The sequence below is a fragment of the Serratia sp. NCCP-200 genome, assembly GCF_059697885.1.
On the sequence record NZ_BAAKUJ010000005.1, the window covers coordinates 32,745 to 56,647 of the forward strand.

At 61.2% G+C, this 23,903-nt stretch carries 1 protein-coding gene; it reads left to right on the forward strand.

Translation table 11 applies throughout. The features are described from left to right. Positions 1–56: 56 nt before the first annotated feature. Entirely contained in the window at positions 57–23,780 is a 23,724-nt protein-coding gene (locus tag AC6HVW_RS16830; protein WP_497569559.1) for an Ig-like domain-containing protein, read from the forward strand. Positions 23,781–23,903 lie beyond the last annotated feature (123 nt).

Here is a 23,903-nt window from a genome sequence, read left to right on the forward strand (position 1 = left end):
CACAAACGGCTTTGGCGCGTTATGCAAATTAACTTTGGCGTTCAGAGGCTAACCACATGGCACAATCCAATTTTACCCTTGGGGCTGTTGATATTATTGCTCGTCATGGCGGCGCGAAAATCGCTGACGTAGCAACCGGTACCCGTTCCGTCAGCCTCACACAAAGCAGTATTGTGCGGATCCATGGTACTCAGGCTTTGGTGAGCAGCTATGAACGCCAAGGTAACGACCTGATCGTGCATATGAAAGATGGCACCACGGTACGTTATCAGAGCTTCTTTGAAGTGGACGCCGACGGCAAACACAGCGAATTGGTGTTTGATGATGGCAATGGCGCCATCCAGCACGCGATATTCCCGGCAACCGCCGCCACCGCTGAGCCAACGCTGATCACACCGCAGTTTGAGTCACTCTCTGATGTTTCGTCTCTGCTAATTACCGATCATGATTTATCCAACGGTGCCATCGCCGCCATTCTGGCTGGCCTGGCGCTGGGGGCTGGCGTCGCCATAGCTACCGGGACGGGGAAGAACGACCACAACAATGACGAACCGTCCGTACCGCCAGAACAACCTACCCTGACCGTCGGGAAGCTGGGCCAGGACAACGTTCTCAACGCCAGTGAAGTTAAAATTGCCCAGTTACTGAGCGGCCTGACCACCGGCGTTGCCGCAGGCGCGACCATCACGCTGACGCTCAACGGCAAAAGTTACACCACTACCGTCGGAGCCGATGGCAAGTGGAGCTTTGACTTTAGCTCCGCTGCGCTTTCTAGCCTGAAAGACGGCAATTATCAACTGACGGTTAAAGTGACCAACCAGGATGGGGTTAGCGTCGAAAAAACCATCTCCGTGCTGGTCGATACCACTCCGCCAGCCTTGACCGTCAACAAGCTGACCGGCGATGACCACCTGACCGGTGCCGAGTTAAAAGCGGCGCAGGCGCTGAGCGGTACCGGCGAGGTCGGGCTGACAATTACCATTACCCTGAACGGTAAAACCTACACCACGACGGTGGGTAGCGACGGCAAATGGAGCCTGCAACTGCCTGCGGCAGATCTGGCTTTGCTGAAAAACGGTAACTATGAGTTAATCGTGACCTCCGTCGATAAAGTGGGCAACCAAACCACGGTAGATCATCAGATCTCGGTTGATACCACCGTAGTTAATCCTACCCCGCAGATCACGATTAACGCCCTGACCGGCGATAACGTAATCAACGCCAACGAAGCGAAAAGCCCCCAAACGCTGAGCGGCCATACGCAAAATGTTCAGGCGGGGCAAACCGTTACCATCACCTTGAACGGCAAAACCTATAGCGCCGTGGTTCAAGGCGATGGCAGTTGGTCGCTTTCACTGCCTGCCGCCGATCTGGCCGCGCTGGCCAATGGCTCGATCACGCTCAATGCCACCGTCACCGACAAAGCAGGCCAAAGCGCCAATGCGCATGAGAACATCACAGTCGATTTGACCGCCCCGGTGCTGACCGTCAACAAACTGGCCGGAGACGACGTACTCAACGCCGCCGAGGCGCAAACATCACAGACCCTGAGCGGCACCAGCAATCCGGGCCAGACCATTGTCGTTACCCTGAATGGTAAAACCTACACGACAGTCACTGGCGGGGATGGCAAGTGGAGCCTGGTACTGCCTGCCGCAGACCTGCAGGCGTTGGCTCAAGGGGATAATACCCTCACCGTGACGGCTACCGACGCCGCAGGCAACAGCACTACAGTGACGGAGCACTTGCAGGTAGATACCGTGCCACCGGTGCTGACGTTGGATAAATTTACCGGCGACGATTTGATCACCGTCGACGAGCAAAAATCGGCGCAAAACATCACCGGCACCGCTTCCGTCAGCGAAGCTGGGCAGGTGGTCAGCGTTTCCTTCAATGGCAAAACCTATACCGGCATCGTAGGTGCCGATGGCAAATGGAGCATCAGCGTGCCAGCCGCGGATATGGCCGCGTTGATCGACGGTAGCTATGAGATGATCGCCACGCTCAGCGATCAGGCAGGCAATACCACCACTACCGTCCCACAAGTGATCACCGTAGACAGCAATGCTTCGGCAATCAATATCGGTATTGTCTCTTCAGACGATAAACTCAACGCCGTCGAAGCCGGACTTCCACTCGCCATCAGTGGTACCACGGCCAACGTCGCTGCCGGGGCTACCGTTACCGTCACGCTAAATGGCAAAACCTATACCGCACTGGTATTGGCGGACGGCAGTTGGACATTGCAGGTGCCTAGCGCCGATCTGCAACTGCTGGCCGAAGGCAGCAACACCATTTCTGCCAGCGTGATAGGCAACGATGGTTCTACCGTGACCACCACGCATAATCTGGACGTTTACACTCATGATTTGCCTGCGGTGACTCTGGACACGCCGTTTGGTGACGGCATCCTGAACGGCGCAGAAGCGGGTCAGCCACAGACGCTTACCGGCACCACCGGCATCACCAGTCCGGGCCAGACCATCACCATCACCCTGGGCGGTAAAACCTATACCGGCACCGTGGATGCCAACGGCAACTGGAGCGTCACCATCCCTGCCGCCGATCTGCAAGCGTTGCAAGACGGCACTCCGGCCTTGACAATCACGGTTACCGATGCGGCGGGCAACAGCAATACGCTGAACACCACCGTCACCATCGATGAGACCGCGCCAACCCTCACCATCAACACCATCGCGGGCGACGATATCCTCAACGCTGCTGAGGTGCTGGTGGCGCAGACCGTGTCCGGCACTGCGTCCGTTGCCGATGCGGGCCGCACCGTCACCCTGACCTTGAACGGCAAGACCTACACTGCTGTGGTACAAGCGGACGGCACCTGGAGCGCTTCACTGCCAGCAGCTGACCTCGCCGCTCTGGCAGACGGCAGCCATAATCTGGTCGCCACCCTCACCGATGCCGCAGGTAACAGCACCAGCGTGACCCACGGCGTCAGCGTCGATGCCGACCCGGCCAACCTGCCAACGCTCGGCATCAACGTGTTCGCCGGTAACGACATTGTCGACGGCGCAGAGGTGAAAACCGCCCAGACCCTGTCTGGTACCACCACCCACGTGCAAGCCGGGCAGACCGTCACCATCACCCTGAACGGTAAAACCTACACCGCCACCGTGCTGGCCGATGGTTCCTGGAGCACCAGCGTACCGGCTGCCGATCTGGCCCTGTTGGCCAACGGCCAGACCACCATTACCGCCACCGTCAGCGACAGCGCCGGGAACCCGACCAGTGCCAGCCATAACGTGACCGTCGACACCAGCCTGAGCGGGCTGTCTATCGCCATGATCGCCGGTGATGACAAACTCAGCCTGGCAGAAAGCCAACTGCCGCTGGCCATTAACGGCAGCAGCGCCAACCTGGCCGTCGGGACTACGGTTACCGTCACCCTGAATGGTAAAACCTACACCGGCACCACGCTGGCAGACGGCTCCTGGAGCGTCTCCGTGCCTGCCGCCGACTTGGCCTTGCTGGCCGATGGCTCCGCCACCGTGACCGTCACCGCCGTCGATCAGGCAGGTAACCCGGTTAGCGACAGCCACAACCTGGGCGTATTTATCCATGGCCTGCCGGACGTCACCCTGAACACGCCGTTTGGCGATGGCATCCTGAATGGCGCAGAAGCGGGCCAACCGCAGACCCTCACGGGCTCTACCGGCATCACCACGCCAGGCCAAACCGTCACGGTCACCCTGGGCGGTAAAACCTACACCGGTACCGTGGATGCCAACGGCAACTGGAGCGTCACGCTGCCAAGCGCCGACCTGCAAGCGCTGCCAGACGGCACGCCAGCCTTGACCGTCACGGTCACCGATGCGGCTGGCAACAGCAACACCTTGAACACCACCGTTACCGTCGATGCAACCGCGCCTACCCTCACCATAAACACCATCGCGGGCGACGATATCCTCAACGCTGCTGAGGTGCAGGTGGCGCAGACCGTCTCCGGCACTGCGTCCGTTGCCGATGCGGGCCGCACCGTCACCCTGACCTTGAACGGCAAAACCTACACCGCCGTGGTGCAACCGGATGGTTCGTGGAGTACGTCACTGCCCGCCGCCGATCTGCAGGCGCTCAGCGACGGTAGCCATAATCTGGTCGCCACCCTCACCGATGCCGCAGGCAACAGCACCAGCGTCACCCACGGCGTCAACGTCGATGCCGACCCGGCCAACCTGCCAACGCTCGGCATCAACGTGTTCGCCGGTAACGATATTGTCGACGGCGCAGAGGTGAAAACCGCTCAGACCCTGTCTGGCACCACTGCCCATGTGGAAGCGGGCCAGACCGTCACCATCTCCCTGAACGGCAAAACCTACACGGCGACCGTGCTGGCCGATGGTTCCTGGAGCACCAGCGTACCGGCTGCCGATCTGGCACTGCTGGCCAACGGCCAGACCACCATTACCGCCACCGTCAGCGACAGCGCCGGGAACCCGGCCAACGCCAGCCATGACGTGACCGTCGACACCGACCTCAGCGGGCTGTCTATCGCCGTGATCGCCGGTGATGACAAACTCAGCCTGGCGGAAAGCCAGCTGCCGCTGGCCATCAACGGCAGCAGCGCCAACCTGGCCGTCGGGACTACGGTTACCGTGACCCTGAACGGTAAAACCTACACCGGCACCACGCTGGCAGATGGCTCATGGAGCGTTTCCGTGCCTGCGGCCGATCTGGCCTTGCTGGCCGATGGCACCGCTACCGTGACCGTCACTGCCACTGATCAGGCCGGTAACCCGGTCAGCGACAGCCACAACCTGGGCGTATTTACCCATAGCCTGCCAGAAGCTACCCTGAATACACCGTTTGGCGATGGCATCCTGAACGGCGCAGAGGCGGGCCAACCGCAGACATTGACTGGGACGACTGGCATCACCACGCCAGGGCAAACCGTCACGGTCACCCTGGGCGGTAAAACCTATACCGGCACCGTGGATGCCAACGGCAACTGGAGCGTCACCATTCCTGCGGCCGATCTGCAAGCATTGCCAGACGGCACGCCGGCCTTGAGCGTCACGGTCACCGATGCGGCGGGCAATAGCAATACGCTGAACACCACCGTCACCGTCGATGAGACCGCGCCAACCCTCACCATCAACACCATCGCAGGCGACGATATCCTCAACGCTGCCGAGGTGCAGGTGGCGCAGACCGTGTCTGGTACTGCTTCAGTCGCGGATGCAGGCCGCACTGTGACCCTGACCTTGAACGGCAAGACTTACACCGCCGTGGTACAACCGGATGGTTCGTGGAGTGCGTCACTGCCCGCCGCCGATCTGCAGGCGCTCAGCGACGGCAGCCACAATCTGGTCGCCACCCTCACCGATGCCGCAGGCAACAGCACCAGCGTCACCCACGGCGTCAACGTCGATGCCGACCCGGCCAACCTGCCAACACTCAGCATCGGCATATTTGCCGGTAACGACATTGTCGATGGCGCAGAGGTGAAAGCCGCCCAGACCCTGTCTGGTACCACCACCCACGTGGAAGCGGGTCAGACCGTCACTATTACCCTGAACGGCAAAACCTACACCGCCACCGTGCTGGCCGATGGTTCCTGGAGCACCAGCGTACCGGCTGCCGATCTGGCGCTGTTGGCCAACGGCCAGACCACCATTACCGCCACCGTCAGCGACAGCGCCGGGAACCCGGCCAGTGCCAGCCATGACGTGACCGTCGACACCAGCCTGAGCGGGCTGTCTATCGCCGTCATTGCCGGTGATGACAAACTCAGCCTGGCGGAAAGCCAGCTGCCGCTGGCCATTAACGGCAGCAGCGCCAACCTGGCCGTCGGGACTACGGTTACCGTCACCCTGAACGGTAAAACCTACACCGGCACCACGCTGGCAGACGGCTCCTGGAGCGTCTCCGTGCCTGCCGCCGACTTGGCGTTGCTGGCCGATGGCTCCGCCACCGTGACCGTCACCGCCGTCGATCAGGCCGGTAATCCGGTCAGCGACAGCCACAACCTGGGCGTGTTTATCCATGGCCTACCGGACGTCACCCTGAACACGCCGTTTGGCGATGGTATCCTGAATGGCGCAGAAGCGGGCCAACCGCAGACATTGACCGGCTCCACCGGCATCACCACGCCAGGGCAAACCGTTACGGTCACTCTGGGCGGTAAAACCTACACCGGCACCGTGGATGCCAACGGCAACTGGAGCGTCAGCGTCCCTTCTGCCGACCTGCAAGCGCTGCCAGACGGCACGCCAGCCTTGACCGTCACGGTCACCGATGCCGCAGGCAACAGCAATACGTTGAACACCACTGTCACCGTCGATGAGACGGCACCGACCCTCACCGTGAGTCTGGTTGCAGGGGATGACGTGCTGAACGCCGCCGAAGTGCTGGTGGCGCAGACCGTCTCCGGTACCGCCTCGATTGGTGATGCGGGCCGCACCGTCACCCTGACCGTGAACGGTAAAACCTACACCGCCGTGGTGCAGCCAGATGGTTCATGGAGCACCAGCCTGCCTGCGGCCGACCTCGCCGCCCTGGCCGACGGTAGCCATAACTTGGTCGCCACCCTCACCGATGCGGCGGGCAACAGCACCAGCGTCACCCACAACATCAACGTCGACGCCAACCCGGCCAATCTGCCAACGCTCGGCATCAACGTGTTCGCCGGTAACGACATTGTCGACGGCGCAGAGGTGAAAACCGCCCAAACCCTGTCCGGCACCACCACCCATGTGGAAGCCGGTCAGACTGTCACTATTACCTTGAACGGCAAAACCTACACCGCTACCGTGCTGGCGGATGGATCCTGGAGTACCAGCGTACCGGCTGCCGATCTGGCGCTGCTGGCCAACGGCCAGACCACCATTACCGCCACCGTTAGCGACAGCGCCGGGAACCCAACCAGCGCCAACCATGACGTGACCGTCGACACCAACCTGAGCGGCCTGTCTATCGCCATTATCGCGGGCGATGACAAACTCAGCCTGGCAGAAAGCCAACTGCCGCTGGCCATTAACGGCAGCAGCGCCAACCTGGCCGTCGGGACTACGGTTACCGTGACCCTGAACGGTAAAACCTACACCGGCACCACGCTGGCAGACGACTCCTGGAGCGTCTCCGTGCCTGCCGCCGACTTGGCCTTGCTGGCCGATGGTACCGCCACCGTGACCGTCACCGCCGTCGATCAGGCCGGTAACCCGGTCAGCGATAGCCACAACCTGGGCGTATTTACCCATAGCCTGCCAGAAGCCACCCTGAACACACCGTTTGGCGATGGCATTCTGAATGGTGCCGAGGCGGGCCAGCCGCAGACCCTCACCGGCACCACAGGTATCACCACGCCGGGGCAAACCGTTACGGTCACCCTGGGCGGTAAAACCTATACCGGCACCGTAGATGCCAGCGGCAACTGGAGCGCCGCCATTCCAGCGGCCGATCTGCAAGCGCTGCCTGACGGCACGCCAGCCTTGACCGTCACGGTCACGGATGCCGCAGGGAACAGCAATACGCTGAATACTACCGTTACCGTCGATGCAACCGCGCCTACCCTCACCGTGGGTCTGATTGCCGGGGATGATGTGCTGAATGCTGCCGAAGTGTTGGTGGCACAGACCGTGTCCGGCACCGCGTCCGTTGCCGATGCGGGCCGCACCGTCACCCTGACCTTGAACGGCAAAACCTACACCGCCGTGGTGCAACCGGATGGTTCATGGAGCACCAGCCTGCCTGCGGCCGACCTCGCCGCCCTGGCCGATGGCAGCCACAATCTGGTCGCCACCCTCACCGATGCGGCGGGCAACAGCACCAGCGTCACCCACAGCATCAATGTCGACGCCAACCCGGCCAACCTGCCAACCGTCAGCATCGGCATATTTGCCGGTAACGACATTGTCGACGGCGCGGAGGTGAAAACTGCCCAAACCCTGTCCGGCACCACCACCCATGTGGAAGCCGGTCAGACTGTCACTATTACCTTGAACGGCAAAACCTACACGGCGACCGTCTTGGCGGATGGATCCTGGAGTACCAGCGTACCGGCTGCCGATCTGGCACTGTTGGCTAACGGCCAGACCACTATCACCGCCACCGTCAGCGACAGCGCCGGTAACCCAGCCAGCACCAGCCATGAGGTGACCGTCGATACCGATCTCAGCGGGCTGTCTATCGCCGTCATTGCCGGTGATGACAAACTCAGCCTGGCGGAAAGCCAGCTGCCGCTGGCGATCAATGGCAACAGCCAGAACCTGGCCGTCGGGACTACGGTTACCGTGACCCTGAACGGTAAAACCTACACCGGCACCACGCTGGCAGACGGCTCCTGGAGCGTCTCCGTGCCTGCCGCCGACTTGGCCTTGCTGGCCGATGGCACCACCACCGTGACCGTCACCGCCGTCGACCAGGCCGGTAATCCGGTCAGCGGCAACCACGATCTGGGCGTGTTTATCCATAGTCTGCCAACCGCCACCCTGAACACACCGTTTGGCGATGGCATTCTGAATGGCGCAGAAGCGGGTCAGCCACAAACCATCACGGGGTCTACCGGCATCACCACGCCGGGGCAGACCGTTACCGTCACCCTGGGCGGTAAAACCTACACCGGCACCGTGGATGCCAGCGGCAACTGGAGCGCCACCATTCCGGCAGCCGATCTGCAAGCGCTGCCAGACGGCACGCCTACCCTGTCCGTAACCGTTATGGATGCCGCCGGTAACAGCAATACGCTGAACACCACCGTTACCGTCGATGAGACTGCCCCAACCCTCACCGTTAACGTAGTGGCTGGGGATGATGTGTTGAATGCCGCGGAAGTACAGGTGGCGCAGACCGTCTCCGGTACCGCCTCGGTCGCCGATGCGGGCCGCACCGTCACCCTGACCTTGAATGGCAAAACCTACACCGCCGTGGTGCAACCAGATGGATCGTGGAGCACCAGTCTGCCCGCCGCCGATCTGCAAGCGCTTAGCGATGGTAGCCATAACCTGGTCGCTATCCTCACCGATGCCGCGGGTAACAGCACCAGCACTACCCATGTCCTCGGTGTGGATGCCAACCCGGCCAACCTGCCGACGCTCGGCATCAACGTGTTCGCCGGTAACGACATTGTCGACGGCGCAGAGGTGAAAACCGCCCAGACCCTGACCGGTACCACCACCCATGTGGAAGCGGGCCAGACCGTCACCATCACGCTGAACGGCAAAACCTACACCGCCACCGTGCTAGTAGATGGCACTTGGAGCACCAGCGTACCGGCTGCGGATCTGGCACTGTTGGCCAACGGCCAGACCACCATTACCGCCACCGTCAGCGACAGTGCAGGTAACCCGGCCAACGCCAGCCATGACGTGACCGTCGATACCAACCTCAGTGGGCTGTCCATCTCCGTGATCGCAGGGGATGACAAACTGAATCTGGCCGAAAGTCTGCAGCCGCTGACGATCTCCGGCGACAGCGCCAATCTGCCGCTCGGTGCCATCGTCACCGTGACGCTGAATGGCAAGATTTACATCGGCCTGACCCTGCCAGACGGTTCCTGGAGCGTTCAGGTCCCAGCCGCCGATTTAGCACTGCTGGCCGATGGCACCGCCACCGTCAGCGTCAGCGCCGTCGATCAGGGCGGCAACCTGGTCAGCAACAGCCATAATCTGGGTGTGTTTATCCACACTCTGCCGGACGCCACCCTGAACACGCCGTTTGGCGATGGCATCCTGAACGGCACGGAAGCGGGCCAACCGCAGACCATCACGGGCTCCACCGGCATCACCACGCCGGGGCAGACCGTTACGGTCACCCTGGGCGGTAAAACCTATACCGGCACCGTGGATGCCAACGGCAACTGGAGCGTCACCGTCCCTTCTGCCGATTTGCAAGCGCTGCCAGACGGTACACCGGCTTTGTCTGTAGTGGTCACCGATGCCGCTGGCAACAGCAATACGCTGAATACCACCGTCACCGTCGATGCAACCGCACCAACCCTGACCGTGGGCCTGATTGCTGGCGATGATGTGCTCAACGCCGCCGAAGTGTTGGTGGCACAGACCGTGTCCGGCACCGCCTCGATTGGTGATGCAGGCCGCACTGTCACCCTGACCTTGAACGGCAAAACCTACACCGCCGTGGTGCAACCGGATGGTTCGTGGAGTGCGTCACTGCCCGCCGCCGATCTGCAGGCGCTCAGCGACGGCAGCCATAACCTGGTCGCTACCCTCACCGATACTGCGGGCAACAGCACCAGCGTGACCCACAGCATCAATGTCGACGCCAACCCGGCCAACCTGCCGACCATCAGCGTCGGTGTATTTGCTGGTAATGACATTATCGACGGCGCAGAAGTGAAGACCGCTCAGACCCTGTCTGGCACCACTGCCCATGTGGAAGTGGGCCAGACCGTCACTATTACCCTGAATGGCAAAACCTACACCGCCACCGTGCTGGCCGATGGCTCCTGGAGCACCAGCGTACCGGCTGCCGATCTGGCACTGCTGGCCAACGGCCAGACCACCATTACCGCCACCGTCAGCGACAGTGCCGGGAACCCGGCCAGTGCCAGCCATGACGTGACCGTCGACACTAACCTCAGCGGCCTGTCGATTGCCGTCATTGCCGGTGACGACAAGCTGAATCTGGCAGAAAGCCTGCTGCCACTCACCATCAACGGCGGCAGTGCCAACCTGGCCACGGGTGCAACCGTAACCGTCACGCTCAACGGTAAAACCTACACCGGCACCACGCTGGCAGACGGTAGCTGGAGCGTCACCGTGCCTGCGGCCGATCTGGCCTTGCTGGCCGATGGCACCGCCACTCTCAGCGTGACCGCCGTCGATCAGGCCGGTAACCCGGTCAGCGGCAGCCACGATCTGGGCGTGTTTATCCATAGCCTGCCAGACGCCACGCTGAACACGCCGTTTGGCGATGGCATTCTGAATGGCGCAGAAGCGGGTCAGCCGCAAACCATCACGGGGTCCACCGGCATCACCACACCAGGCCAGACCGTCACGGTCACCCTGGGTGGTAAAACCTATACCGGCACCGTGGATGGCAGCGGCAACTGGAGCGTCAGCGTTCCTTCTGCCGATCTGCAAGCGCTGCCAGACGGCACGCCAGCTTTGACCGTGACGGTTACTGACAGCGCAGGTAACAGCAATACGCTGAATACCACCGTCACCGTCGATGCAACCGCGCCTACCCTCACCGTGGGCCTGATTGCTGGCGATGATGTGCTGAACGCCGCCGAAGTGCTGGTGGCACAGAGCGTCTCCGGCAGCGCCTCGATCGCGGATGCGGGTCGCACCGTCACCCTGACCTTGAACGGCAAAACCTACACCGCCGTGGTGCAACCGGATGGCTCGTGGAACACCAGCGTGCCCGCTGCCGATCTGCAGGCGCTCAGCGACGGTAGCCACAATCTGGTGGCAATCCTCATCGATGCCGCAGGCAACAGCACCAGCGTCACCCACAGCATCAATGTCGACGCCAACCCGGCCAACCTGCCAACCGTCAGCATCGGTGTATTTGCCGGTAACGACATCATCGACGGCGCGGAAGTGAAAACCGCTCAGACCCTGTCAGGCACCTCCACCCATGTGGAAGCGGGCCAGATCGTGACCATTACGCTGAACGGTAAAACCTACACAGCCACCGTGCTGGCCGATGGTTCCTGGAGCACCAGCGTACCGGCTGCCGACCTGGCGTTGTTGGCCAACGGCCAGACCACCATTACCGCCACCGTCAACGACACTGCAGGTAACCCGGCCAGCGGCAGTCATGAGGTGACCGTCGATACCGACCTCAGCGGGCTGTCGATTGCCGTGATCGCCGGTGATGACAAACTCAACCTGGCGGAAAGCCAACTGCCGTTGGCAATCAGCGGTAGCAGTACCAATCTGGCCGTCGGCGCCACGGTTACCGTGACCTTGAACGGTAAAACCTACACCGGCACCACACTGGCTGATGGTTCCTGGAGCGTCTCCGTACCTGCCGCCGACTTGGCATTGCTGGCCGATGGCACCGCTACCGTGACCGTCACTGCCACCGATCAGGCCGGTAACCCGGTCAGCGACAGCCACAACCTGGGCGTCTTTACCCATAGCCTGCCAGAAGCTACCCTGAATACACCGTTTGGCGACGGTATTCTGAACGGTGCCGAAGCGGGCCAGCCTCAGACCCTCACAGGGTCTACCGGCATCACCACGCCAGGGCAGACCGTCACGGTCACCCTGGGCGGTAAAACCTACACCGGCACCGTGGACGGCAGCGGTAACTGGAGCGTCAGCGTTCCTTCTAACGATCTGCAAGCGCTGCCTGACGGCACACCAGCCTTGTCCGTAGTGGTCTCCGATGCCGCCGGTAACAGCAATACGCTGAACACCACCGTCACCGTTGATGCAACTGCGCCTACCCTCACCGTGGGTCTGGTTGCCGGGGATGATGTGCTGAACGCCGCAGAAGTGCTAGTGGCACAAACCGTGTCCGGCACCGCCTCGGTCGCGGATGCGGGTCGCACCGTGACCCTGACGTTGAACGGCAAGACTTACACCGCCGTGGTACAGCCAGATGGATCGTGGAGCACCAGCCTGCCTGCCGCCGATCTGCAAGCGCTCACCGACGGTAGCCACAATCTGGTCGCGACCCTCACCGATGCGGCTGGCAACAGCACCAGCGTCACCCACAGCCTCAATGTCGATGCCAACCCGGCCAATCTGCCAACGGTGAGCATCGGCGCATTCGCCGGGGACGATATCGTTAACGGGGCCGAAGCGCTGGTCACTCAGGCCCTGTCCGGTACCACCACCAATGTCGAGGTGGGCCAGACCGTTACCCTGACCTTGAACGGCAAAACCTACTTCGCCACCGTGCAGGTGGGCGGCGCCTGGAGCGTTAACGTTCCGGCGGCGGATATGGCGTTGCTGGCCAACGGCCAGGCTACCATCACCGCCAGCGTCAGCGATCGGGCAGGCAATCCGGCCACCGGCAGCCATGCCATCAGCGTTGATACGGCAGTGGAAAGCATCGCCATTAACCTGATTGCCGGCGACGATAAGCTGAACCTGACCGAAGCCTCACAGCCGCTGACCATCAGCGGGACCACGGTCAATGTGAACGCAGGCCAAACCGTTACCGTCACCTTGAACGGCAAAACCTACACCGGCGTCGTTCTGGCCAACGGCAGTTGGAGCGTATCGGTGAACAGCGCCGATCTGCTGGCCCTGCAAGACGGCCTGACCACGGTCACCGCCAGCGTCTCCAACCCAGGAGTCGATCCGGTCAGCAACAGTCATTCGCTGGATGTGCATATCCATACCCTGCCAGAGCCAACCATCAATCTGCCGTTTGGCGATGGTTTCCTCAACCAGGCGGAGGCCGCCACAGCACAACTGCTGAGCGGTAGCACCGGTATCCCTGGTGTGGGACAAAGCGTGATCGTCACTCTGGGTGGCAAAACCTATACCGCAACCGTGGATGGCAGCGGTAACTGGAGCGTATCCATCCCATCGGCCGATCTGCAAAACCTGCCAGCGGGCAGCAATACCATCAGCGTATCCGCTACGGACTCCGCGGGTAACAGCGTACCTGGCAGCACTACGGCACAGGTCGATCTGGTGCCACCCACTCTGGCGGTCAAGCCGTTTGCAGGGGATGACAAGGTTAACGCCCTGGAAAGCCTCAGCGACCAGGTGGTTTCCGGCACCGCTTCCATCGGCGATGCCGGGCGTACCGTCACGGTAACCCTCAACGGTAAGTCCTATACCGGGGTAGTCGCCAACGACGGCACCTGGAGTGCCACCATCCCAAGCGCCGATCTGCAAGCAATTGGCGATGGCAGTTATCCATTAACCACTACCCTGAGCGATGCGGCGGGCAACACCACTACCGTCACCCATACCGTGACGATCGACGCCAATCTGCTGGATCTGCCAACCCTGAGCATCAATGTGTTTGCCGGTAACGATATTATCGACGGCGCAGAGGTGAAAACCAGCCAGACGCTGAGCGGTACCACCACCCACGTGGAAGCGGGCCAGTTGGTGACCATCACGCTGAATGGCAAAACCTACACAGCCACCGTGCTGGCAGACGGTACCTGGAGCACCAGCGTATCCGCCGCCGATCTGGGCCAACTGGCTCAGGGCAACAGCACCATTAACGTCACCGTTAGCGATACTTCCGGCAACCCGGCCACAGCAACGCACAACGTGCTGGTCAACACGGCCCTGAGCGGCATCGCCATCGACGTGATTGCCGGTGACGATAAGCTGAATCTGGCCGAAAGCCTGTTGCCATTAGCCATCAGCGGCAGCAGCCTCAATCTGGCCATTGGCGCAAGCGTGACCGTGACGCTGAACGGCAAAACCTACACCGGTATTACGCTGGCGGACGGTTCCTGGAGCGTGCTGGTACCACCGGCCGATCTGGCGCTGTTGGCAGACGGCAATATCAACCTGAGCGTTTCCGCTGTCGACCAGGCCGGTAACCCGGTCAGCAGCAGCCATACCTTGGGCGTATTTATCCATAACCTGCCAGACGCCACCCTCGATACGCCGTTTGGCGATGGCATCCTGAACGGTACGGAAGCTGGCCAGCCACAGACCATCACCGGTTCCACCGGCATCACCACGCCGGGGCAAACCGTGACCGTGACCCTTGGGGATAAAACCTATACCGGCACGGTAGACGGTAGCGGCAACTGGAGCGTAACCGTTCCGGTTGGCGATCTGCAGGCATTGCCGGATGGGACGCCATTGCTCAACGTAGTGGTCACCGATTCTGCAGGCAACAGCAACACCCTGAGTGGCACCGTCGTGGTCGATAAGGTCGCTCCGACCCTCACCATCGGCGTCATTGCCGGGGATGACGTGCTTAACAGCGCAGAAGTGCTGCTTAACCAGACCGTCTCAGGCACCGCCTCCATCGGCGATGCTGGTCGTACCGTAACGCTGACGTTGAACGGTAAAACCTACACTGCGGTGGTTCAGCCGGACGGTTCGTGGAGCACTTCTCTGCCAACCGCCGATCTCACCGCACTGTCCGATGGCAGCTATAACCTGGTCGCCACCCTGACCGATAGCGCCGGCAACAGCACTAGCATCACCCACGCCATCGGGGTTGATGCCAGCCCGTTGAACGCACCGGTGCTGACCATCGGCACCTTTGCGGGCAACAATATTATTGACGGTGCCGAGGTGCAGGCAACGCAAACCCTGAGCGGCAGCAGCCTGAATGTTGAAGCCGGGCAGATCGTTGCCATCACCCTCAATGGCAAAACCTATACCGCCACCGTGCAGGCAGACGGTTCCTGGAGCACCAGCGTACCGGCAGCCGATCTGGCTCTGTTGACCAACGGCAGCTTAACGATCACCGCCGACGTCACCGATAAAGCCGGTAACCCGGCCAGCGCCACCCATGATGTTACGGTCGATCTCACCCAGAGCGCCCTGGCGATTGCTCCAATCACCGGCGATAACCAGTTGAACGCCATCGAGGCCGCCGCTGGGATCAGCATCAGCGGGAGTTCCACCAACGTTGCCACCGGTGCGACCGTCACCATTGCACTAAACGGTAAGTTCTACGAGGCAATCGTGCAGGCCGATGGCAGCTGGACGACGACCGTTCCTTCAGCCGACCTGACAATCCTGGGCGATGGCAATCTGACCGTCACCGTCAGTGCCACCGACGAAGCGGGCAATCTGGTCACCGGTTCGCAGCAGTTGGGCGTACTGATCAACAGCCTGCCGGTTGCCACCCTGAACACACCGTTCGGTGATGGCTACCTCAACAAGGCGGAGTCCACCAGCGATCAAACGCTGAGCGGCACCACCGGAGTGAGCGGCAGCGGGCAAACCGTCAGCGTGGTGCTGGGAGGGAAAACCTATACCGGCATTGTCGATAACAACGGCAACTGGAGCGTGAGCGTACCAAGTGCCGATCTGGCGGCCCTGCCTGACGGCCCAACCAGCATTGGGGTCACCGTCGGGGATATCGCTGGCAACACCTCCAGCATCAACTCCAGTGCCACGGTCGATCTGACCGTGCCAGTGCTGACCATCAACACCATCAGCGGTGATGACATCATCAACATCGCCGAAAGCCAGCAAGCGCTGCAAATCACCGGTACCGCACCGATCAACGACAGCGGCCAGCCTGTGGTGGTGAAAGTCACCATCAACGGCTTGACCTATAACGGGCTGGTGCTGGCGGATGGCAGTTGGAGCGTCACCATTCCGGCTGGCGATCTGGCTAACCTGCCGAACGGTGCCTCTTCCATCACCGCCACCTTGACCGACGCCGCTGGCAACACCGGCAGCGTCAGCCACGGCATCACCCTGGATACCGACCCGGCCCAGGCGCCGCTGTTGACCATCAACACCCTGTCCGGCGATGACTACCTCAGCCTGGCGGAATCCAACCTGCCGCTGACCATCAGCGGGGGTAGCCAGCGCGTCGAACAGGGGCAACAGGTCACCGTAACGCTCAATGGCAAAACCTACACCGCCATCGTCGGCGCGGACGGCAGTTGGAGTCTGCAGGTTCCAGCTGTGGATGTAGGGGCCTTGCCAGACGGTAAAGACACCATCACCGCCACGGTTAGCGATACCTCTGGCAACCAGGCTACCGCCAACCACAACCTCACCGTGATCACCGATGCGGGCAATCTGCCGCAGCTGTCGGTCAACGTGATTGCCGGTGATGACATCATCAACGCCAATGAGGCGAAAGCTGCCATCATCATCAGCGGAGGATCCAGCCACGTGCAGCCTGGCCAGGTAGTCAGCGTGCTGCTTAACGGCAAAACCTACACCGCCGTGGTACAAGCAGACGGCAGTTGGAGCGCAACGGTTCCATCAGCCGACGTGCAGGCATTGCCGCAAGGTTTGCAGACCGTGACAGCCTCGGTGACCGATGTCGCCGAGAACCCGGCCAGCGCCACCCATAACGTCACTGTTGACACCGTGCCGCCGTTGCTGGAGATCGATATCTTCGCTGGTGACGGCATCCTGAACCTGGCGGAAGCACTGCTGGGGCAAGTGTTGAGCGGGCATACCGATCCGGGCCTGACCGTTACCGTCACGCTGGGTGCCAACGTTTACACCGCCCTGGCGGATCCAACGACCGGTGCATGGAGCGTCAATATTCCAAGCAATATCCTGCAAGGGCTATTGGATGGTAGCGTGACCATCGGCGTGAGCGTCACCGACGCCGCAGGTAACGGCGTGTCAGACTCCATCACGGTGGCGGTCAATACCCATACGCTGCCATCACTGACGTTGAACCCGCTGTTCGGTGACAATATTCTCAATATTGCCGAACTGGGCATCGCTACGCCAATCGGTGGTGCAGCGGCCAACCTGCTGGTTAACACCCCGGTATTGGTCAAGATTGGCACCTACGTGGTGAACGGTATCGTGAATAACGATGGTACCTGGAGCGCGCTGATCCCAGCCAATGCCCTGGCCTTGCTGGCAGACGGCACCGTGCAGGTGGTGGTCTCCGCCGTGGATGCGGCCGGTAACCCTGCCAGCGCCGGTGGTTCACTGGAGATCCTGTCGCATATCCTGCCGAATCCAACCATTAACCTGCCGTTTGGCGACGGCGCACTGAACCTGGTGGAAGCCGGGGTCAATCAGCTGCTGACCGGCACCACCGGCATTATCGGCAACGGTCAAACGGTGGTAGTCAGCCTCAACGGTAAAGACTACAACGCCACGGTCGGTAACAACGGCCAGTGGAGTGTCACCCTGCCAACCGCCGATCTGCTGGAGCTGTTGGATGGCCCGCACACCATCAGCGTGGTCGCTACCGATAAAGGCGGCAACAGCCATGGCGCGACGCTGGACTTTGACAGCATCCTCACCGGGCTGCCGGTGGCCGGGTTTGACACGCCGTTTATCGATGGCATTGTCAACCATGCCGAAGCCTTGTTGGGCGGAGCCCTCACCGGCTCCACCGGGCTTGCCAGCGATGTTGGCCAGAAAGTGATGGTCAACGTCAACGGCCTGAACCTGGCTGCTACGGTAAATGCCGACGGCAGTTGGACACTGCCACTCGACAGTGCCACCCTGCTCGGCCTGCCGGACGGCAACTGGCCGGTCACGGTGACGGTTACCGACGCAGTGGGTAACACCAACAGCACCACCGGCTCGCTGGAGATCCTGGTCAACAAGCTGCCGTTGCCAACCCTGGACCTGCCGTTTGGCGATGGCCTGCTGAATATTGCCGAAGCCGCGCTGACGCAAACCCTGACCGGCAAAACCGGTCTGATCGGCAGCGGCCAGATCGTCACGGTAACGGTGGACGAAGGCCTGCCAAATCAGCAGACCTTTACCGCTCAGGCCGATGGGCTGGGTGGCTGGTCTCTGCAACTCACCGCAGCCCAACTTGCCGTGTTCACCAACGGGCAACATACCATTGAGGTCACCGTCGAGGATCGTGGCGGCAATACGGCCACCACCTCACCGCTGGACGTTAATGCCCTGCTGACGCTGCCGACTCCTACCATAGTTCCGCCGTTTGGCGTTGACGGTGTGCTGAGCATCAGCGAAGCCGCCGGTGCGCTGACGATCACCGGCACCACCGGGGTAAATGGCTCAGGCCAGGCGGTGAAAGTGGTTATCGATGTCAATGGCGTCAGTTACAACGCGCAGGTTGATATCAACGGCAACTGGTCGTTACCGCTGCCTGCGGCCACCCTGAGCACCTTGCTGGATGGGCCACACGTGCTGACCGTCACGGCGACCGACGCCGCGGGCAACACCAACAGCAGCGCACTGAACTTCACCAGCGATCTTACCGCGCCGGTGCCAACCATCAACACACCGTTCGGTGACGGTTTCCTCAACCTGGCCGAGGCCAACCTGGGGCAAATTCTGACAGGCAGCGCAGGTGATGCGACTACGGTCAGCGTGAAGATTGGGACGCAAACCTTTACCGCACAGGTCAGCGGCGGCAACTGGAGCCTGGCGCTGACTACGCCGCAGTTAAAAGCGCTGGCTGAGGGCGATAATACCATCACCGTGACCGCCACGGATGCCGCTGGCAACCAGGGCACGGCCGGTTCTTCAGTACATATTTCCGTCAACTCGCTGCCGTCTGTCACCATCAGTAACTTCACGGCGGATAACATCATCAACTATGCCGAGAGCCAATCGGTACAGTTGATAACCGGTACCTCCACCAACGTCGCGGTTGGGCAACAAGTGACCGTTACGCTCAATAGCAAAACCTATACCGGTGTGGTGTTGGCCGATGGCAGTTGGAGCGTGTCTGTCCTACCTGCCGATCTGAAAGCCCTGAGCGGGACGCCAAGCATCACGGCTCAGGTCAGCGATCAGGCAGGGAACATTGCCGTCGACAATCACAACTTCACCGTTAACCTGACGCCTCCGGGCCAGATCATCACTCTCGATCCGGTGACAGGCGATAACATCGTTAACGCCAGCGAAGTTGGGCTGATCATCAACCTGACCGGTAAAGTGGTCGGTGGCATCGGCCTTGGGCAGGTAGTCACCATTACCGTGGGTGGCTTACCGCTGGGTATTCCGGTCACTACACTGGCAGACGGTACCTTCAGCACCGTGGTGACCTTCCCGGTTGACGGCAACATTGTGGTTACGGCCAGTACTACGCTGCTGTCACCGCTGCCAACGGTATTTACCGCCAGCGAAACCGTCTTGGTAGACCGCATTCCGCCGACGCTCACCATCAATACCTTCGCGGGTAACGACGTGTTGAACGCCAGTGAAAGCTCAGTCGCCCAGGCGATCTCCGGTACCGCTTCGGTTTCGGAAGCGGGCCGCATTGTCACCGTCACGCTGAACGGCAAAACCTACAGTGCGCAGGTCAGTGGAGCCGGCACCTGGTCGGTCAACGTGCCACCGGCAGATCTGGTTAACCTGCCGCAGGGCAGTAGCACCATTAATGCCACCCTGTCCGACGCGGCAGGCAACACCACGCCGGCAACGCATGTCATTACTACCGATACCACGGCACCACTGCTGTCGGTCGATCTGCTGACCGGGGACAATATCCTGACGCTGGCAGAAGCCCTGCTCGGCCAGACATTGACCGGGACTGGCGGCATTGGCGAAACTGTCACCGTTACGTTAGGGCCGTTGACCGCCAGCGTGGTGGTTGGGCCGGATGGCAAATGGAGCATTCCGCTGCCGTCGCTCAATCTGCAAAGCCTGACCGATGGGCCGCAGATCATCGGCGTCACGCTGACCGACACCGCTGGCAACAGCAGCCATACCGACGTAACGCTGAACGTGGCGTTGAACAAAACGCTCGGCGCGGGGGTTAACGCCCTGTTTGGTGGTGATGGCGTGCTGAACCTGGCCGAATCGCTGCTGACTCAGGTGATCAGCGGTAACGCCACCGGCGATTACAACGGTGCGGTGGTGCATGTCACCGTTGCCGGGATAACGCTGGATGCCAACGTGGGCGGCAACGGCCAGTGGAGCGTCTCACTGCTGCCAAGCCAACTGAGCCTGTTGGGTGACGGTCTGGCGCAGATACAGGTGCAAATCGTTGATTCCCACGGCAACGTGGTCAACGACCTGATCGATATCGATGTCCTTACGCAGAACCTGCCGGTGATCGGCCCGGTCACCGCCTTTGGCGATGGCCTACTGAATGCGGTTGAAGCCGGTGTGTCTCAGACCATCAGCGGGGTGATTAACGGTCTTGGTATCGGCGGCGGCAGCGTTAGCGTCAGCCTGGGCACCAAAACCTATACCGCTAGCGTGGGCGCGGGCGGTGTCTGGAGCCTGTCGATCCCACCGCTGGATCTGGCTGCCCTGAGCGACGGCAATCTGGCGCTGGGCGTATCGGTGACCGACTCTGCCGGTAACGTGGTAAGCAAAAACATCGATATCACCGCCATCATCCACAATCTGCCGCACATCGTGCTGGATCCGATCTTTGGCGACGGTATCCTCAACGTGGCAGACCTGTTGCTGAACCAGACCATCGGCGGCACCGTCACCAATCTGGCGAAGGGCGCCACCATCAATCTGGATATTGCCGGTTCGCAAACGCTGACGGCCACCGTAGGCGACGGCGGCAAATGGAGCGCCACCGTCACGCCGGATATCCTCGGTATCCTGCAAGGGCTGGGCAACGGTAACTTCACCGTTACCGCTTCAGCGACCGATGCGGTGGGCAACACCACCAGTGCCACCGCCGGGCTACAGCTGGATGTGAAACTGCCGGTGATCACACTCGATCCGCTGTTTGGCGGTGATGGCTTCCTCAACGCGGCGGAAGCGTTGGTGGCACAAACCGTCAGCGGTACCGTGGCCTTCGCCAGCGCCGGTGCGCAGGTGCAGGTTTCTCTTGGCGGTAAAAACTTCCTGACCACCGTCGGTACCGACGGCAAGTTCAGCCTGGTGCTGCAACCTGCCGATCTGCACACCCTGCTGGACGGCAATATCAACGTTGGCGTTTCGGTGCTGGATGGTTCCGGTAACACCGGCGTGCTGAATACGGCGATTGATGTGATCGTCAACAAGCTGCCAACGCTGGCGCTGAACCCGCTGTTTGGCGGCGACGGCTTCCTCAATGCGGCCGAAGCGCTGCTGACCCAGACCATCAGCGGGACCACCACCAATGCGGCGGCAGGTTCCCAGGTGGTGATCAAGGTCGGTACGCTGCAACTGAACGCCACGGTCGGTGCCGACGGTAGCTGGAGCGCCACCATCAATCCGCTGCAGTTGGCGGATCTGGCGGCGGGCAATCTGATCGTCAGTGCCACGGTCACCGATCCGGCAGGTAACTCCAGCGGTGCCAGCGTAGGCCTCAACGTGGCGACCATTCTGCCAACGCTGACGCTTAACCCTCTGTTTGGCGACGGCACGCTGGATCTGAGCGATCTGCTGTCACCGCAGATCCTGAGCGGCAACGCTGGTAACGTGTCGGCCGGGACCACCATCACTCTGACGCTGGGCAGTCACACCTACACCACCAGCGTCGATGCCACCGGCAAATGGCAGTTGCCGATCCCAGCTCTTGATCTGCAAGGGCTGTTGGATGGCCTGACCAACGTCACCGCCAGCCTCACCGATGCGGCAGGTAACACCGTGAGCAAGGTCAGCCCGCTCAACGTGCTGATCAACGCCCTGCCAACCCTGACGCTGGATCCGCTGTTCGGCGGCGATGGCCTGCTGAATGCGTTGGAAGCGACCGGCAACCAGATCATCAGCGGTCATGCCACCAACGCACCGGGCTCCACCATTCAGGTTCATCTGGGCAGCAATACCTTCACCACCCAGGTCAAAGCGGATGGTAGCTGGTCACTCAGCCTGACGCCGCTCAACCTGTCCAGCCTGCTGGACGGCAATCTGTCACTGGGCGTTTCGGTCACCAACTCCGCAGGAAAAACCGGCAGCATCAGCGCCGATCTGGGTATAGGGATCCACAACCTGCCGACCGTCAGCCTGGGCAGTCTGTTTGGTGATGGTTTCCTCAACCTGAGCGAAGCCAACCTGAACCAGCTGATCGGTGGCACCACCACCAACGCCATCGGCGGTAGGGTCAGCGTTAATGTGGGAGGGCTGGTATTGAGCGCCGCCGTAGGCAACGACGGGAAATGGAGCGTTAGCGTTCCTACCCTGAACCTGGTCAATCTGGCAGATGGCCCATTGTCGGTCGGCGTTACCGTCACCGACCGCTACGGTAACACCAGCTCGGCCAACGCCAACGCTACGGTGAAAATCCACGCGCTGCCGCTGTTGGGTATTGATGCTCTAGGGACTCTGACGGGGGCGCTGGGCATTCTAACCAACGGCCTGACCGTCAGCGGTACCAGCCTGAACGTGCAGCAAGGCGCGAAAGTCAGCGTCACCTTGCTGGGCAGTACGCTGCTAGGCACCGTAGACGCCACCGGTCATTGGTCGGTGAAATTCGACACCACCAACGCCCTCAAGGGTCTAAATGTGCTCAACCTGATCCCTACTCTGTTGGGCACCGTAGTGGCAGCTTCGGTCACCGACCTGGCGGGTAACGGGGTTAGCGTCTCTGCAGGGCTGACATCCGGTATCGAATTGCCACTGCTGCTGACGGCCAACGCAGCGGTCGAAACGCTGTCACTGGATACATCGGGGTCCGAAAACACCAGCACCGACAGCACGACCGATAACACCGCTGTACAGCATGCTCAGGTAGCCGCCGTGCAGCACACCACCACCGATACCAGCACGCCAACCAGCGAGGTCAGCAGTACCCAGACCACCACGGATACCAGCGAAACCGTCACCAGCACGCTGGTGGTAAACCCAACGCTGCCGGTTGATACCGCAAGCGAAACCAAGGTTGAAGACACCACCTTCAGCATTGGCGGCGTCACCATCAATCTGGCGGATGGCACTACTGCCAGCGGCGACACCATCCACGGCAGCAGCGTTAACGATGTGATCCACGTTAACGCCCTCGACTTCCTGTCGATCGACGGCGGCGCGGGTATCGACACCCTGGAGCTGGATGGCAACAACCTCAACCTGGATCTGACGGCGCTGGGCCTGAAGGTGCAACACATCGATATCTTCGATTTGGGCACCAGCGGCACTAACAGCATCACGCTGGATCTGCACGAGGCGCTGAACGTCAAGGATGCGGCCAGTGACAACCTGCTGATCAAGGGCAGCGTCGGTGACCAGGTCAATCTGACCCAGGCCGAAGGCGGCACCTGGAGCTCGGTGGGCCAACGGACGGTCGATGGCCAAGTGTTCGACGTTTACCACAACTCCGCCCTTGAAAGCGGCAACACCCTGGGAGATGTCCTGGTGCAGCAAGGCCTGCACGTCAATCTGGTGTAGTACCCGGCCCATCCGTCAGCCACTGGCTGGTACACAGCGAGCCAGTGGCATGGGAATGACAGGGTTCAGGCCAAGGCAGTGCGGCGGTTCCGTTCGGGAGACGGGCCGCCGAAATTAACGATC